This is a genomic window from Streptomyces sp. NPDC014907 (assembly GCF_055562975.1).
This window is the reverse complement of the sequence record NZ_JBVHEG010000014.1, coordinates 63,756-80,358: the sequence shown is the minus strand read 5'-3', so window position 1 is coordinate 80,358 and position 16,603 is coordinate 63,756. Positions and strand designations below refer to the sequence as shown.

Annotated in this window: 9 protein-coding genes; 2 read left to right on the top strand and 7 right to left on the bottom strand. The window is 69.7% G+C overall.

Annotated features, from left to right (window positions below; translation table 11 throughout):
- Positions 1–8: 8 nt before the first annotated feature.
- The 3 genes from ACZ3IL_RS26925 to ACZ3IL_RS26915 form a co-directional block, all read right to left on the bottom strand.
- Positions 9–3,878, bottom strand: coding sequence for a caspase, EACC1-associated type (locus tag ACZ3IL_RS26925; protein ID WP_467394343.1), 3,870 nt, complete (start codon positions 3,876–3,878; stop codon positions 9–11).
- Positions 3,875–4,276 carry an effector-associated constant component EACC1 gene (locus tag ACZ3IL_RS26920; protein WP_467394341.1) on the bottom strand — a complete coding sequence of 134 codons (402 nt, stop codon included), beginning with the start codon at positions 4,274–4,276 and terminating at the stop codon, positions 3,875–3,877. Before ACZ3IL_RS26920 ends, ACZ3IL_RS26925 begins: the two co-directional genes overlap by 4 nt.
- 102 nt (positions 4,277–4,378) lie before the next feature.
- On the bottom strand, positions 4,379–4,819 hold the full coding sequence (locus tag ACZ3IL_RS26915) for an ATP-binding protein (RefSeq protein WP_467394339.1): 441 nt from the start codon (positions 4,817–4,819) through the stop codon (positions 4,379–4,381).
- Positions 4,820–4,968: 149 nt separating this feature from the next.
- On the opposite strand from ACZ3IL_RS26915, the gene ACZ3IL_RS26910 reads away from it, so the two are divergent.
- Both ACZ3IL_RS26910 and ACZ3IL_RS26905 read left to right on the top strand, forming a co-directional pair.
- Positions 4,969–5,826, top strand: a complete 858-nt coding sequence (locus ACZ3IL_RS26910; RefSeq protein WP_467394337.1) for a helix-turn-helix domain-containing protein — start codon at positions 4,969–4,971, stop codon at positions 5,824–5,826.
- Positions 5,823–6,026, top strand: coding sequence for a DUF397 domain-containing protein (locus ACZ3IL_RS26905; RefSeq protein WP_467394335.1), 204 nt, complete (start codon positions 5,823–5,825; stop codon positions 6,024–6,026). Before ACZ3IL_RS26910 ends, ACZ3IL_RS26905 begins: the two co-directional genes overlap by 4 nt.
- A gap of 51 nt (positions 6,027–6,077) precedes the next feature.
- Here the strand turns inward: ACZ3IL_RS26905 and ACZ3IL_RS26900 are convergent, their stop codons facing one another.
- The 4 genes from ACZ3IL_RS26900 to ACZ3IL_RS26885 all read right to left on the bottom strand — a co-directional run bounded on the left by ACZ3IL_RS26900 (position 6,078) and on the right by ACZ3IL_RS26885 (position 16,468).
- Positions 6,078–11,273 (bottom strand): class I SAM-dependent DNA methyltransferase, encoded by a 5,196-nt coding sequence (locus tag ACZ3IL_RS26900; protein WP_467394333.1) that lies wholly within the window; start codon positions 11,271–11,273, stop codon positions 6,078–6,080.
- 13 nt (positions 11,274–11,286) lie between these two features.
- A complete protein-coding gene (locus ACZ3IL_RS26895; protein ID WP_467394331.1) occupies positions 11,287–14,244 on the bottom strand; it encodes an SNF2-related protein in 2,958 nt (985 codons plus the stop codon).
- Between the two features lie 83 nt (positions 14,245–14,327).
- Positions 14,328–15,575, bottom strand: a complete 1,248-nt coding sequence (locus tag ACZ3IL_RS26890; protein ID WP_467394329.1) for a serine/threonine-protein kinase — start codon at positions 15,573–15,575, stop codon at positions 14,328–14,330.
- A gap of 161 nt (positions 15,576–15,736) precedes the next feature.
- Complete coding sequence (locus tag ACZ3IL_RS26885) at positions 15,737–16,468, bottom strand: hypothetical protein (RefSeq protein WP_467394327.1); 732 nt, start codon at positions 16,466–16,468, stop codon at positions 15,737–15,739.
- Between the last annotated feature and the right edge of the window lie 135 nt (positions 16,469–16,603).

Sequence of the window (16,603 nt, the reverse complement as noted above, 5' to 3'; positions counted from 1 at the left end):
GCACGGACTCAGACGAAGAGCGGCTCCAGCATCGCGTCACCGGCCAGGATCCGCCACGCCGGCACCCGGACCGTCCGTGTCACCGGCCCGGACTTCGCCCCGGAGCCGCCGGACGGCAACCCCGGCAGCAGGTCGCCGCGCGCGTGTGTCAACCGGAGGTGGCGAGCCGGGTCCTGGTCGTGCTCGGGGCCGGTGTCGATGAGGACCGCAGTGTTGGCCCCCTCCGCGGTGAACAGCAGGTCGACGGTGTGACCGCCGACCATCGCCGCGCGCTCCAGATCGGTGATGCCGCGCCGACCGAGGTACTCCTGGAGCCGATCCGCGAGCTCCTCACGGAACCCGGACCGGGTCTCCGCCCCGAAGGCCGTACCCCGATCCGCCGAGGACCCCGCGCCCAGTACCTCCGACCGCTCCGCGAGGAGCGCCGGAAGTCCTGCCTGCCCCTGCCAGAAGGCATGGCTGCCCACCGTGATCAGCTGCGACTTCGCCCGCGTGACGGCGACGTTCCACAGGTTGACCTGACTTGCCACCCAGTGCGTCGTACGGGGAGGGGTGTTGCCGGTGGCCACCGGACTCAGGACCATGACGTCCCGCTGCCCGCCCTGGAAGGCGTGCACGGTACCGACCCGCACGCGGTCGTCGTCCGCCCACACTCGCGCCAGTGCCTCCTTCTGGGCACGGAACGGTGTCACGACACCGACCGTCGCATCCTCGGGAAGCCGTGCGAGCAGCTCGTCCACCGTCTCCCGCACCTGCGCCGCCTCCGCCGGGTTGCGCCAGGACTGACCGCCCCCGCCCCGCGCGGACTCACCGTGCGGCACGTCGACCCAGCCCAGCGCGGGAGCTGGATCGCTCAGCCCGACCGGATCGAGCGCCGGGACCTGCCTCCGGACGTCGGTGAGGACCTGCAACTGTCCTGCGTAGCAGTAGCCGTTGACCACGTCAGCGATCGCCGGATGGCACCGGTAGTGCTCGTCCAGGAGCAGCGCTGCCTCGCCGTGCTGCGCGGCCGCGTGGTACGAGGCGTACACGTGGTACGTGAGCCGATGGTCCTCCAACTGCGCGGCGCTCAGCCCCGCCCGGACGCGGGCCTGCCGCTCCTGCTGCGCTGTGATGCCAGGGATGTGCCCGAGCTGCATGGGGTCGCCGATGATCAGCGCCCGCTTCGCCCGGAACAGCAGCGGCAGCACCGAGGGGATCGAGCACTGGCTCGCCTCGTCGATCACGACGAGGTCGAAGAGCTCCGGGGTGAGTTCGAGCTGGCGAACCGAGTGGGTGCTGATGGCCCACCCCTTCAGGTGCGCCATCAGATTGCGCTGGCTCTTCCAGAAGCCGGAGCGTCGGCGCAGGGCCTGGAGCCGCTGCCCCATCAGCGAACGCCCGCGGACCATGGCCTCCGCGGCCACCGCTTGGGCGAGCTCCCCCGACGTCTCCGACAGGCCGGCACCGCTCTCCAGACGCGCCTGCTTCAGCGCTTCCTCGTCCCGAGAGAGATGCTGCGGTACGAGGCCCCTGAGCGTTCCTTCCACGGCCGCGACCTCCGCGAGGCCGAGCAGGAGCTCGGGTGGCACGGGCCGCTCCGTGGCCCAGGCCGGCCAGGGGCTCACCGGGGCCTCCCCGGCCGAGGCGACGAACGCGGACAGGGCCCGTCCTCGGCGCCAGCGGCCGAAGGCGAACCACCGGGCGACGGCGGCCTTCCGTGCCCGCTCCTCCCAGCGCACGAGCGCGGCGACTCCGCTCTCGGGCCAGGCACCCTCCAGCAGCTCCACCGGCAGTTCGAGTTCGTCAGCGCGGCGCGCACGCCCCCGCAGCAGCTCCAGCAGTCGAGCCTCCTCACCGACCAGCCGCGCCGCTTCAGCCTCGTGCGCGGCGGCTCGGGCGTGCCGGTTCCTGAGATCGCCCGCCACGGTTGCCGAACCCCGAGACGGTGCCTCGACCGGCTGGGCGAGCAGCCGTTCCAACTTCGCGGCCTCGCGCTCCAGGGCTTCGGCGTTCCCGGTCCGCATGAGCAGCCCGGGGGAGATCGCGTCGCAGCGTTCGGCCACCACGTTCACGGCCTCGTTGTTGGTGGAGGCGACGAGGACGGACTGGCCGGCGGCGACCGCCGTGGCGACCACCGCCGTCACTACTTCGCTCTTCCCGGTTCCGGGCGGCCCGGTTGAGACGGTGAGCGGCCGGGTCATCGCCGATGTGATCACCCGCGCCTGGCTTTCGTTGCACGGTCCGGGGGACACCACGACCGGCGCGTCGCGCCCGCTGTCCCCGCCGTCGCCGCCACCCGTCAGGAGCGCGTCGAGCGCGGTGCCGGAAATCTGCGGGGTGCGCGTGGAGATCTGGAGCAGGTTGTCCACGAGGGCCTCGGTCGCGATCCGTTCCACGCCCGTGGGCGTGAGGAGGACGGCTGCGTTGTGGGCACCGGGCCGCAGGGAGTCCATGACGGACCGCTCGCTGAGGGCGGACAGATCGAGGGGTTCCAACTCCGGAAGCCCGAGCTGTGTCAGGAGTTCCCGCACCGCCTTGACCATCTGGGCGCCGTTGCCCTCCTGCCAGGTCGGCTGCCAGCGGGCCAGCAACTCGGCGGCGTCGTCGTCCGCCAGTAGTTCCGTGATCACGCCGGTGTGCAGCGAGGGCACGCCGCTCGGGCTCAACCGGTCACGGCCGTTCTCGTCGGGCGCGAGTTCCATCGGCTGTATCAGCAGCGGCGCGATCCGCACCGCGGCCCGCCGCCGGCCGTCCCCGCCGCGCTCGGGCAGGGTCACGGCCGGGTACCCGTACCAGTACTCCTGTAGTGCGGCCTCGTCGACCTTCGCGCCGGTGCTCTTCGGCTTGGGCAGCCGGGGAGGGGCGGGAAGACCGGACCCCAGTCCGGACTGGATCGTCTCCGGCCCCTGGTTCAGGAGGAAGTACGCGGAGTCCCGGCTGCTGTCCCTGTCGGGCAGCATCCCCGACGCGGCCTGTGCGCTCAGACAGTGCGCGTAGTAGCGCAGGAGGCGTTGCCAGTCGACGCCGTCCTGGGCGTCCTGTCCAGCGAGCCGGCGTGCTTTCAGCAGTGCCGAGGAGGGCCGGGGCCCGTCGGCGGCATCCTGCGGAGGGTCGGGAAGCTGGACAGACCGCGCCACCGAGCGGGCCAGCGGGAGGGAGTGCGTCGCACGGATGGTGGACTTGGTGGGGCGCTGCTCCTGGGGTACGCCGTTGCGCACCATCTGTGCGGTCAGGTACTCGAAGAGGTCGTCCGGCGTGATCCAGCCGCTGTCCTTGATCCGCCCGCTGCGCAGCCCCTCGACGATCTCACCGGTGAACCGGGAGGTGCCGAGGGAGGATCCGGCAGGTGCCATGGCCGAGGCGGTCTGGAGGGCGTCCGAGGCGGTGATGAAGTACACGCCGGTCGGTCGGAGGAGCGTACTGGGCGCAGGCCGTTCGCCGCTGTCGGACGCGCCCTTGGCCGTCCATCCCTGGACGACGGAGCCGCTGGAGCAGCAGTCGAGCAGCACGACCTTCGAGGAGGCCCGGCAGGACTGGAGCATCCGCTCCAGGAACTCGGCGGGAACGGCGGTGCCCGGCAGGTCGTCCGGGTCGGCGTCCCGAGTGAGGAAGTACAGCTGGCCGTCGGCCTCGCAGAACTCCCCGTGCCCGCTGAAGTAGAGCAGTGCCGTCTCGCTGGCCTGCCGCTCCTCCAGGAACTCCTCGATGGCGTGCAGCATCTCGGCGCGCGTCGGTTCGGCGACCATCGCGCACTCGTTGTACATGCCGATCTCGGTGCTCTCCAGCACCGCCTGCATGTAGTGCAGGTCCGCCCGGACCGGCGGCAGGTCGTGGTAGCGGTCGCTGTCGTACGTGGATACGCCGATGAGAATGGCGTACCGGTCGTTGTCGCTCACGCCGCGCCCGGCCCGTCCGCCGGGCCCTGGGTTCCGTTGAGGAACCGCTCGATCTGCGCGTCGTCCGCGCGGGCCTGCTTGCCGGAGATGGTGAGCGATGCGCCGTCGGGCCGGGTGATGGTGATGGTCCGCTGCGGTACGCGGGCCAGCCAGATCTGAATCCCGGCGGCGACGAAGGAGCCGCCGCTGAACACCAGCCCGATGAGATCGGCGACCGGCCCGCCTTTGTCGGTTTCGTTGCCGTTGGCAGGGCTGCCCGGGACGTCGAGCGCGGCCTGCGGGTCGGTGTCGACGAGGGCGGCGAGCAGCTCGCGGGCTTCGCGCCGGGCGCGCAGCGGATCCTCGTCGACGATGGAGATGCGGTAGCCGGCGGCCGGGTCGGTGTGGGTGGTGCTCACGTTCGCTGTCCCCTCGGATTCCCCCGTGCGATGCGCACACGGACGGACGACGCTAGCGGCAGGCACTGACAGGCGGTGGGCTGGTTTCCGAAAACCTGCTGGTCATTGGCGTGAAACGCACAGCTCGGCCCAGACGGTCTTCCCGGGAGCGCCGACGCGCGGCGCGACGGCCCACCGGCTCGCCAGCCGGGCCACGACAAGCAGCCCGCGCCCCGACTCGGCGTCCCCGGGCGGCTCGTGGGAGGAGAGCAGCGGTACGCGCTCGGTACGGGTGTCGGTGACCTCGATACGCAGGGTGTCGGCCGTCCCGGTCAGCCGGAGGTGGAAGTCCCGGCCGGCGACGTGACCGTGCCGCACAGCGTTGCTGGTGAGCTCAGCGGCGATCAGCGTCAGTGTCTCGTTGGCGGTGGAGGTATAGGGGTGGCCCCAGGTGTCGAGGCGGTGGGAGACGAGCCGACGGGCGAGACGGGCGCCGCGGGGCGAGGACGTGAAGCGCATGGAGAACTCAAGGGCCGCTGGTGCGGGGGAAGTTTGGCTGTTCATGGGGCGTACGCTTCCGCAGCCCGCTTACGCTGAGTAAGACACGGCGCGCTTACGGGTGGTAGCGGTAAGCGACGTGTTGTGGCGTGTAAGCGGCGCGGAGCGTGACGGCCGACGCGGAGCGGCGTTGGCGGGTGGAGGTGATGGCGGGCATGAACGAACCCACCGAGCGACCGGACGACGACCCGGACGACCAGAGCCCCGACCCTGCGCCGGACTCGGGGATGCTGCGCGTCTTCGGCCGCCAGCTGAAACGGTTCCGGGTACGGGCGGGGCTGGAGCGGCCGGAGTTCGGAGCGAGGCTGGGGTACTCCGCCTCGACGATCGCGGCGTACGAGCAGGGGAGGCGGGTGCCGCCGCCTCGGTTCATCGACCAGGCGGACGACTTGCTGGACGCGGGCGAGGTCCTGAAAGAGATGAAGGAGGAGGTGGCTCGGGCGCAGTATCCGGCGTTCTTCCGCGATGCGGCGAGGCTTGAGGCGGAGGCGGTTGAGCTACATGTGTACGCGAACCAGGCCGTGCCGGGCCTGTTGCAGACGGAGGAGTACGCGCGCGCGGTGTTCGGGATGTGGCGGCCGTTGCTGGACGAGGACACCTTGACTCAGCGTGTTGCGGCTCGTCTGGCACGGCAGACCATCCTTGCACGAACGCCGATGCCCACGCTGAGCTTCGTCATCGAAGAGGCGACGCTGCGGCGACCTCTCGGGGGTGCGTCTGTTCTGCGGGGGCAGCTGGAGCAGATCTTGCTGGTCGGGCAGCAGCGCAACGTCGAGTTGCAGGTGATGCCAACCGAACGCGAGGAGCACGCGGCGCTGGGCGGTCCGTTCACCTTGATCGAGACGAAGGAAGGGCGCAGGATCGCCTACGTGGAAGCACACAAAGAAAGCCGCCTCCACACGGAGCGGGGCGCGGTCCGTGAGTTCGAAGAACAATATGGGATTCTCCGGGCGCAAGGGCTCACTCCGCGTGAGTCGCTGACCTTCGTTGAGAAGCTGCTGGGAGAGACATGACCTTCGCAAATGTTGATCAAGCCGAACGTGGGCTGGTCTGGTTCACGAGCAGCTACAGCAGTGGCGCTGGCGGCGAGTGCGTCGAGGTGGCTGAATGCCCGGGCAGCGTCCAGGTCCGCGACTCCAAGGATGCGAACCGCCCTGGGCTCGTGGTCGGAGCATCTGCCTGGATCGCGTTCGTCGGCTTCGCAAGCCGGTAGGACCACAAACGTGACTGCCCCGGACCTCGGAGGGTCCGGGGTAGTCACGTGTCACGCCGTGTTCTGCCCAGCCGTCTTGCGCTTCGGGGGTGTCCACCGTCCGAGGGCGATCTCCTCGTCCAGCCGCGCTTGGAAGTGCGCGTGCGCTGTTCGCATCTCGGCTTCACGGTCAGCCTTGTAGAAGGGAGCGACGTAGCCGGCGGGGGGCGGGGTGTTGGCGGGGTCGGCGAGGTGGGCCTCGAAGTCCAGCCAGTCCTGCTTGGTCTGGCCGTGGCCGTACGTGTTGAAGTTCTCGGCGATCTTGCGGCCGTTGGCGTCGAACCAGGTCTTCGCCTCGTAATCGTGCAGCTGCGGGTAGCGCGACTTGAAGATCGCGACGAGTTGGTCGGCGGTGATGCCGAGCCAAACGGAGACGAGCGCGTCGAGTTCGACGAGCGCGGCTCGGCGCTCATCCTCAGCTCGAAGCGGGGTGGTGTACTCCCAGGTCGACTTGAGGCCGGCAGCCAGGGGCTTCAGGCGGGGCCAACCCTGGTTGGCCCAGTCCTCGTAGCCCGCCCAGCGTGCGTCGAACAGCTCCTCCCAGAGAGGGGCGTAATGGTTCGTGAGGGCATTGAGGCGGAGTGTTCGGAGCAGGAGGGCTGAGGCCAGCGGGTGCTTGGCATCAGGAGCTGGCATCTTGCGGGCCTCACCGCCATGAAGGTTCGAGCGACCCGTGATGCGCAGCATGTAGTCGAGAGGCAGTGAGGCCCAAAAGCCGGCATTGAGCGCCGTCAGCCGCGTGTCCTCCATGACTAGGGACTCCACAGCGTGGATGTGGGCAGGTCCGGGAGGAAGAAGTGCGGCATGTAGGCAGCGGCTGCTGTCGAAAGGAATCATCCTCCGCCAGGCCAGCCGGAAGTGTGAGGTATACGGCTTTCCCTGCCAGGAATCCTGGGCGGCGAGGAATGTCTTTTCGTCCGTCGCGCGAAGGTAGTTAGTTACGGGGGCGTACGTCTCTGGGAGGTCTATTGGTGCTACTGGATCCCAGTCTCGATTGCTGCGGCATGGGATCCTCGGCTGCTTAGAGAAGGGAAGCGCTGCGGCAATGTGTGGCCCTTGAAGGATGGCATCCGTGAGATCAGAGACTGCTTCGTTTGCCCAACGGATCAGCCCCTCCTTCTTGGCGCTCGCCTCGTGGTATCCGCTGGAGATCAGTGAGGGAAAGTCGGCGAGGTGCTTATTGTAGGACGCTAGCGCCTGGATTGCTCCTTGCTCGCCGCTCAGCACCGGGTACAGCAGGTGAGCCTCTTCGGCGCTTCCTGCTGATCCCGTCAGAGCCTGCCAGCCAGCCAGCAGGGCGGTATTCACGTGCACAACTCGCTCGTAGTGTGGCCGGACGTCCCAGGATCCGTTGTGCTTGATGCCGGGTGCTTCGCCGCTGCTGTCGTGGGCAAGGGAGTCGGGCAACACGTCGGCGCCACGAAGCTCGCTGAGATGGAGAAAGTCAGGCTCTTGCGATGTTCCGTAGATATGCATGGCGAACTCCTGGGAGCGGTTCAGGTCTTCGAACGCCCAGTTAGATGAGTTCACGAAATGCGCGTGCACTCGGAGGTGTCGGTACGCGGCAGCCCGGATAGCTCCCTCGCGCACGCCGCCGAAATGCGTGTCAGGATGGAGTAGCCCCGCGCCCCCACGGGGAGCCAGGTGCTGCCATACCTGTGCCATGAACGCCCGGTACAGGTCGCCCTGCGTTCCTACCAGCAGGGGATACGAGGCCGGGCTTCCCAACGTGGCGACGGACCCTGCATGAACCGCCAACTCGTCAAGTAGGAAGCCCCGGCAGCGCTCCTTGCCGTCGAGGAGTTCCTCCTTTCGCAACCGCCAATATGCCGCACTAGGATTTTCTTCCAGGACGAACCAAGGATCGAGCTCGGCCAGAACCAGATCCTCCTGCCATCGCGGCCGCACCCACGGCGGATTCCCCACCTGCAGGTCAAACCCACCCATCCCCCCAAACACCTGGGCGAACTCCAACTCCCAATGGAAGAAACCCTGCTGCCCCGCAACATCACTGACAACGCCCACCCAGGGGAACCGGCTCTCCAGCCAATAGGACCGGTCCATGCCCATCCAGTCCGGGAGCTCGTCCTCGTACTGCTCCAGCGCGCCGAGCGAGTCGAAGGACGCGACCAGCGACTCCGCCGGCACGTCGTGCGTACCCAGCAACGCCTCGGCGAAGTCCAGCCAGTCGTCAAGCTCCGCCAGCGGGATCACCTCGCGGCGCTGGCCCGCAAAGGACTGCTCGCCCTTTCGCTTACCCTTCCGCCGCTTGTCGATGTCGCCGCGCTTGACCTCCTTCACGGTGACGTTGCCGAGGAGGTCGACCTCCTCGTACGTACGGATGACGTCCGACGCCGCCGCCCCGGCACCGGCGTCACCGCCCTGCGCAGGCGCGACCTCCGCCCGCTCGTACTGCCCATCAGTCCCGTCCAGCAGGCCGACCTCCTGTACCGGCCAGAACCACAGCGCGCACCACGTGTCCATGAGCTTCTTCAGCCGCCAGTACGGGGTGTCCGGCGCCGTCAGATCACCCAGCACCTTCTCCCTAGGCACCGCTTCCTTCGGTGACCGCAGCCAACCCGGCTCCGCCTCCCACACATCCACGCGCCGTGAGATCTCCCGCTCGGAGATCGTCAGCCGCTGTACCACCAGGTCCCACAGGTATTCGGCGCGCCGAGCCAGGCCCTGGAGCCGGGCCGTCTGCTTCGCCGTCGGGGACTTCGTGACCGCCTTGCGCCACGAGGCGAGCGCCTTCGTGGCCTCCGGGGCCAGCGCCTTCGCCTCCTTCTCGGCGGCGACCGCGCCCCACTCCTTCGCGGGCAGGAGGAAGTGGTGCACCGCGCCCTCCGGCAGTGGTACACCCGCCTGCGCGTCCGACAGCGGGTAGCGCTCCGGCGTCGTGCCCAGCCAGCCGCCCTTCTTCAGGCGCTCGGGGCCGTACACCTCGCGCCGGCCGCCGATCAGCGAGTTGCCGCGCCGCAGGTGGAGGCCGAACCAGGGGGCCTCCATGCCGGGGTGCATGGTGTTGAGCCAGAGGGAGACCTCGGCCAGCTCGACCGCCGTCTCGTTGAGGTCGACGCCGTACGAGTTGTGCAGGGCGATGTACGCCTTGGCCTTCTGGAGCTCGACCGCGTACTGCTCGGTGTCGATCGAACGACCGAGTTCCTTCTGGCGCCGGCGCAGGTACTCGGCGGCCACCTGGTTGATCGCCTCGTTGAGGAACGCGCCCGAGCCGAGGGCCGGCTCGCAGATCTTCCAGTCGAGGAGCTCCCGCGCCTCGGTCACCATGTCGTCCTGGTCAAGGCGGTGCTGGAGGGCCAGCTGCACCGTGACCTTGGTCAGCGATTCCGGGGTGTAGTACGAGGCCGAGGTCTGGCGGTCGCGGCCGGAGAGCCGGTAGACGAACGAACCGGGGGGGTAGCAGACCCGGAGTTCCTCGCCCGTGTCCCGGTCAGGCCGCCGGACGAAAACCGAGTCCGGGTACTCGTTGGACTTCGACTTGGGCACCAGCCAGGAGCCGTCCTTCGGGTCTCCGCCCTTGGCGACCTCATACAGTTCCTCGCCCGCGATGAAGCCGGAGTACGACATCAGGCCCTCGTAGACGGCGCCGAGCTGGTTGATGCCCAGCTGTGCGTACGAGATGAAGCCGCCGCGCTCGCCCTTCTTGCCCTTGGTGAGCATGAGCTTGTGCAGGACCTCGTACAGGGTGGCGTTACGGAGCCGGGTGTCGAGGTAGCGGACGGACTCGCCCCGGGCGTGGGCCTCGTCGGCATCGTGGCGCGGGTCGGTGACGGTGTCCGCCCCGATCAGCTTGATCGAGTCCCGCTCGAAGAGTGTGGAGTGCAGGGGCTCGAAGCGCAGGCCGAGGTCTTCGCTGATCTTCGACCCGACGACGTCGCCGGCCTCCGCCGTCTCCCCCGCCTCGACCGCCTCGCCGTGCGTACGGCGAGGCCGGTAGCCGTCCTGGACCTTGCGGAACAGCAGGTCCAGGGACTCGTACAGGTAGAAGCCCCTGCGGGACTTCTCGTCGACGAGGTCCCGCTCCGCCACGAGTTCGCCGAGCCGCCCGAGACCGTAGCCCAGTTGGTACTCGGGATAGTCGGACGGCAGGATGCCCAGCTCGGGGCGGGCCTCGGCGTACAGCAGGAACAGGATGCGGTACAGGTAGCGCAGCGACTCGCGGGTCAACTGGCGACCCAGTTCGGGGAGTTCGCCGATGTCCTCGGGCCGGATGCCCTGCTCGCGCAGGCGCTCCAGGACCTCGTTGGCGATCAGCTCGACACTCAGCCGCAGGCCGTCACGCAGCTCGCCGGAGACACCCACGGCGTGCTTGGTGGACTTGCCGACGAGTTCGGCGAGGGGGTTCTCGCCGCCTTCCTCGGGGGTGCGGAGCGAGTCGGCGCCGAACAGCGCGGCGACGGTGTCGAGTTCGCCACCCGCCCGGGTGTCGTTGCGCTGGAGCGCGGTGTCGAGGGAGACCGCGAGGTAGCGACCCTCGCCCCAGGCCATGCGATCGGCGAGGACGACGACGCCGCCGACGAGGAGCAGGACGTAGCGCGGGGCGTCGTCGCAGGCGAACAGGAACGAGGCCAGCTTGGAGCCGGTGGCCAGGCTGTTCGAGCCGTCGAGGGCCACGGGGTCGAGCAGACGGCCGGGGCCGTCGGGATCCAGGGCGGCGTCCGCCTCGGCGGCCCAGCCGCAGTCGACCGCGACGAGGCCCTTCTCGGCGTGGGCGACCGTGACCTCGTAGCTCTGGCCGGCCCGCTCCACGGTGAGCGTGCCCGCCTTTGCGTCGTAGCCCAGCGCGCGCAGGACCTCGGCGTTGAGCGCGTGCACCCGCTCGCGCCAGACGGGGGCGCCGTACGTCACCGAGTCGTCCCCGGTGTCGGGTGTGGAGGCGGTGCCCTCGGCGTCCTCGGGGAGGGCGAAGAACGACCTGGCCCGGAAGTAGTCGCGGCGCAGTGCCCGAAGCCCGGCCCGCGGGGTCACGGGCAGGGCCTTGTCGGCGTCCTCGTGTGTGGTGTCCCGATCGTCGGCGGGGGCCGCCTCACCGATGCCGGCTTCGCCCGCGCCGGCCGGCGGCCTGGCGGCCTCCTCCCGTTCCTTCCACGCCTGGAGCAGGCCCGTCTTCAGGTCCTTGGGCAGCACCTCGGCGAGGTAGTGGGCCGAGAAGTAGTCGCCGCGGTTGACCAGGGAGTCGTACGTCATGACAGGGGCTCTCTCAGAGGGCGGCGGGCGCGGAGGACAGGGAAGCGGACGCGGCGGGCGGGGCGTCGGGGTCGGGCAGCAGGACCGCGAGGACCCGCAGCATCGGGCTCTGCCCGGTGGTCAGCAGGTCGTCGGCGAGGTCGGTGAGCCGCTGCTTGGTGCGCTCGCCCGAGAGGGTGGGCTGCTCCCAGTCGCCGAGCCGCAGCTTGTGGCGCTCGATGGACTCGCGCAGCGGCCGGTCCCAGGCGTCGCGGCGCTGTTCCATGAAGGCCTCGGCGGCGGCCAGTACCTTCGGAATGGCGGCGACCAGCGGGTCGGGATCCCGGTAGCGGAGCTTGTTCGCCATCGTCGGGCCGACCCCGGAGCGGCGCAGCAGGGACACCATGTCGTCGTCCACGGCCCCGCTCCGCGTCACGCCCATCCACTTGACGACCGTCGGCCTGCCCAGGGTGTTCGAGTACACGCCCTGAACGAGGTAGGTGGGCTCCGCCACACCCGCCGTGATCATCGGCGCCTCCTGGCGACCGAGTCGGACGAGGACCTTGTCCGTCAGCCACTCGACCACCGGGTGGAGGTCGGTGAGCAGCGAGATCTCCGGCCAGCTGGAGGTGGAACCCGCTTCGCGGGCCCGCTGGAGCGAATGCTGGGCGAGGCGTCGGTTGAAGGTGACGAGCAGCCGCTCGCGCAGCCGCTGTTCCCGCAGATAGTCCACGGGCAGCGCCTTGAGTCGGTGGAGGAGGTCGGCCGGCGGGCGGAAGGACAGCAGGCCCGACTGCTCGTCGCGGTCGAGGTCCAGCCGGTCGCGGGCGTCCGGGTACACCTCGCGCAGCGCCTCGTCCAGGAAGTGGGCGGTCGAGTCGAAGAGCCGGGGGAGTACGGAGCCCGTGGCCGTGCTCGTACTCGTGTCGCCTCCGAGCGCTTCGGGGGAGGACTTCTCGGCGTCACCACCGGCCTCCGCCGCCGGCTCCTCGCCGACCGAACCGAAGAAGTCCGCGAGGAAGTCGTCCATCGCCTCCGTGCCCGTGTCCGCGTCGGACCGGCGCCCGTCGAGGGACTCGTCCACGGTCCTGCCGCGCAGAAGGTCCTGGATCAGGGACTTCTCCTCGGCCTCCGCGCGGTAGAGGCCGGTGACGGCCTCGGCGGTGCCGAGCGAACGGTGCGCCTGGTCCTCCCGCTCCAGGAGCCGCTCGGAGACCAGGGTGTCGTCCTTCGCGCCCTCTGTCCCACTGGTCAGGATCAGTGCGCGGAACTGCGGCGGGTGGGCCTGCCCGTAACGGTCGATACGGCCGTTGCGCTGCTCGATGCGGATCAGCGACCACGGCACGTCGTAGTGAACGAGCTGGTGGCACTGGCGGTGCAGGTTGACGCCCTCGGAAGCCACGTCGCCCGTCAGCAGGATCCGTACCGGAGCGCCGGCGAGTCCGAACTCCTCCACGACCTGCATCTGCTGTTCGTCGGAGAGACCGCCGTGCATGACGCGGAGGGATTCCTTCGCAGCGCGGCCCCGGAACCCGAGCGCGGCGGGCAGGACGGTCGCGAGCCACTCCAGGGTCTGGACGCGCTCGGAGAAGACGACGACGCGGGTGACGGACGCCGGGCCGACACCGATGCCCTTCAGCTGCTCCACGAGCGCGCCGAACTTCGCCGAGTCCGCCTCGGTCAGGTCCGCGGTCAGTTCCGTCAGCCGGCGCAGGGCGGAGAGCTCCGCTGCCGTGCCTTGCGGGTCGTCCTTCTTCTCCAGGGTCTTCACGCGGGCGGTCACGGTGGCCTTGAGCGCCGCGTGGGACGAGAGGAAGGACTTCAGGAGCGTGTACGGGAAGAGCGGGACCGAGCTCACGGACGGGCGGCCGTCATGCGGCAGCCAGACGGCGGCCAGCTCCTCGAAGATCTTCTCCTCGGCGGGGGTGGCCGGGCAGTGCACCGCCTGTGACGGGCCGCGGTCCGCCCACTGCCCCTTCATCTGTTCGCGGACCTCGGTGCTGATCTTTGTACGACGGATGAAGAGGTGCTCGATGTCCTCGGCGCGGTAGTTCTCCGGGTCGCGGATCGCGGCCGGGTCCAGCAGGCCGATCAGCTCGGCGAACGACTTCGCGTCGCCGTTGTGCGGGGTGGCGGAGGCGAGGATCAGGGCGTCGGTGCGCGGCGCCAGGGTCTGGGCGAGCTGGTTGCGCAGGGAACCACGGTTGATCAGGTTGTGCGACTCGTCGATGACGACCGCGTCCCAGCGGATCTGCTCCAGGTGATGGCGGTACTGGTCGGTGTTCTTGAGCGTGTCGATGGAGACGATCACGCGCTTGAAGAACGTGAACGGGTTCCGTCCGGCGGGGATCTCCCGCTGGATCCGCTCGATGCCCACCGAGTCCAGACGGACCAGGGGGATGGCGAACCGTGTCCACAGTTCGTGCTGGAACTGCTCCAGTACGTGCTGGGGCGTGACGACGAGGATGCGCTCGCCCCGGCCGCGGCGGATCAGCTCGGCGAGCGTCAGACCGATCTCCAGCGTCTTGCCCAGACCCACCACGTCCGCGATCAGCAGCCGCGGACGCAGATTGGCGCCGGAGAGCGCGAGCTCGGCGGGACGGCGCTGGTAGGGGAGCGAATCCAGGAGGAACGAGTCGGCGAGCGCGAGCCGTCGCTCCGACTGGGGCAGGGCCGTACGGCGCAGTACGGCCTCCAGGAACAGTCGGGAGCGCCGGTAGTTCGGGGAGTCGTCCGCGATCAGCCGGGTGTCCCGCGGGTCGATCAGCTCGATGGTGTCAAGGCGTGTGAAGAACACGGCCTCCTGGTCCCGGACGAAGTCGGACACCCCGACCACTTCCACGCGGGTGCCGTCGTCCCTGGTGGGCGTCGCGTTCCTGACCAGCCACACCTCGTCGCGTACGAGCACCTGCGCGCCTGCCGGGAACTGCTCCTGCCCTGCCGCGTCCGATGCGTCGCCGTTCTGCTCGGGGCTGGTCTGGACGGCGGTCACCCGTGGCCTCCTGTGGTGTTTCGTGACGGATGTGGCAGGCCCTCCAGTATCGCGGGTCCGCTGGTATCGCGGGGCCGCCGGTGTCAGAACGCCGAGTGCGCCGCGTAGACCTCGCGGAGCCGCTGTGCGGTGATCCGGGCCTGGGTGGAGTGCCGACGTCCTCCGGAGCTGCCGCGGGCCGGTCCGGAGATGGCCGACCGGGAGGCCGAGGGGCCGTCCGCGGCTGTGGCGGGCTCAGGAGAGGCCGGAGCGGCCGGGTGCCCGGCCGTGGGGGAGTCGGAGGGTGGGGCGGGACGGTCGACGAGGGTCGGGACCGGCTCAGGGGCGGTGGAGGGGAGCACGACGGTCGTCGCCTGAGGCGACGCGTCCGGCACCGTGTCCGGCAGGTCGTCCGGGGCGACAGGCGGGGGAGGTGCGGCGACCGTGGGCAGCAGATCGTCCAGCATGTGCGAGGGGGCAGCCGTGTGAGTCGTGAGCCGACGCCGTGCCTGGGCGACCTTGAAGCCCTGCGCCTCGATCACGGTGCGGCACTGCTGCACGACGTCGCTCAGAGCGGGCCGGTCCTCGGCCTCGTGCGCCAGCATCGCGGTCAGCAGCGGCACCAGCTCGTCGGGCGCCCCCGAAAGATCCGGAGCCGTCTCGGGGTCGGTGACCTGGTGGAAGAGGACGTGGATGTTGGCCGCCTGGTACGGAAAGTGGCCAGAAGCGGCGAACAGCATCACGGCACCGAGCGCGTACACATCGACCGCCGGCGTGAGCGGCCGGTCGCCCCTCGCCTGCTCCGGCGGCATGCACGACGGGGTGCCGACCACGGTGTTGGGCGCGGTCAGGGAGACGCTCGACTCGGCGAAGACCGCGAGCCCGAAGTCGATGATCTTCGGCCCGTTGGGGCCGAGGAGCACGTTGGCGGGCTTGAGGTCACGGTGCAGCAGACCCTGCTTGTGCACGGTCGCGAGTGCCTCGGCGAGGGTCGCTCCGAGGGAGGCGGCGAGCAGTGAGGGGAGCGGGCCGTGGCGTGCCACGTGCCGGCTCAGGTCCAGACCCTCGATGTACTCGGTCGCGAGCCACGGCGGATCGGCTTCCGCGTCGGCGTCCAGGAGCGCCGCGATCCGCGCGCCCCAGATCGTCTTGAGGATCTCCACTTCCTGGGCGAAGCGCTGCCGGGTCTCGAAGTCCACGACCGACGGCTTGATCACCTTGACGGCGGCGGGCTCCCCGCCGGGGGACTCTCCCAGGTACACCTGCCCCATGCCGCCGTGCCCGATACGGCCGAGCAGCTCGTAGCCGCCCAGCTCGGCGGGATCGTGCGGGCTCAGAGGGGCGATGTGCACAAGGGGCCTTTCTGCTCGGACATGGAGGGACAGAACTGACGTGTCCGCTCGTACCGCACACCGTATCCGTGCGGGGATCGGACCCGTACCGGCGGAGCAAGGACTGCCTGTTCCCCCGAGCCGGAAGTGGTACGTCGCTGTGAGGGAGGGGCGAGCCTCGGCTAGCCGAGCTGTCGTGTGCGTTCCGCCAGGCAGCGCTGCCACAGCCGGTGGGCCTCACGTGCCTCGCGGACTGACTCGCGGGCGAAGACCTCGTCGGCGAATCCCACAGCCGCGACTTGTGCCACCACGTGGACCAGGTGCGCGGCCACCTCGCCGAGGCGCTTGGCATGGGTCTCACGCAGTTGTGGCGCCAGCTCCTCTTCTCGGGCGGCCATGGCCACGAAGTCGTCGAACCCCGCCTCGTCGCTGTATGAGGAGGGAAGCTCGGGCAGGTCCACTCCTGCGAGATGCCGGACGGCCGGCAGAGCGCGCTTGGCCGGCTCCTCGCGCCCGAGGATGCGATTGAGCAGCACGCGAGTCCGGTCCGTGTCGCGGACCCGAGCGCAGACGGCCTCCAGGGCGTCCAACTCCGAGGCGACGTCCTCGTCGGCTTCTGCCGCGAGCCGGGCGTTCAGCCGGTCCGCGATGGCGCGGCCTGCCTCCGAGGCGCCGTCGATGACGTCGTCGCAAGCGTCGAGCTCCGAGAACGCACGTCCGGCCGTGTGGATGGCGGCCGTCACCATGGCCTGCGCATCACCCTCGAACCCGCCGATCACCTCGGCTATGTGCGAGGGCGTAATCGAGATTGACGTGAGCGGCTCCTCGGCGTGCCGCTGTCTGGTCGGTCCGTTGAACGTTCCGGCGCTCACGGCATCCCCCCTTGCTGTGACGGTGTCCTCGTCATAGATCATGTACGGCGTCCACAGGGTGGGGCAACGCGAGGCCGGATGCCTGATGACCGACAGGCCGGAGTTGGCCGGAAACGTGCGCAGCAGCGCCGAAGTGGATCACGCGAGCCCCACAATGCCTGCATGTCCGCCCGTGAG

What these genes read in the sequence shown, in the direction of transcription:
- ACZ3IL_RS26915 (WP_467394339.1), bottom strand. Translation starts at nt 4,819, where the DNA reads ATGAACAGCCAAACTTCCCCCGCACCAGCGGCCCTTGAGTTCTCCATG.
- ACZ3IL_RS26910 (WP_467394337.1), top strand. Translation starts at nt 4,969, where the DNA reads ATGAACGAACCCACCGAGCGACCGGACGACGACCCGGACGACCAGAGC.
- ACZ3IL_RS26905 (WP_467394335.1), top strand. Translation starts at nt 5,823, where the DNA reads ATGACCTTCGCAAATGTTGATCAAGCCGAACGTGGGCTGGTCTGGTTC.
- ACZ3IL_RS26900 (WP_467394333.1), bottom strand. Translation starts at nt 11,273, where the DNA reads ATGACGTACGACTCCCTGGTCAACCGCGGCGACTACTTCTCGGCCCAC.
- ACZ3IL_RS26885 (WP_467394327.1), bottom strand. Translation starts at nt 16,468, where the DNA reads ATGATCTATGACGAGGACACCGTCACAGCAAGGGGGGATGCCGTGAGC.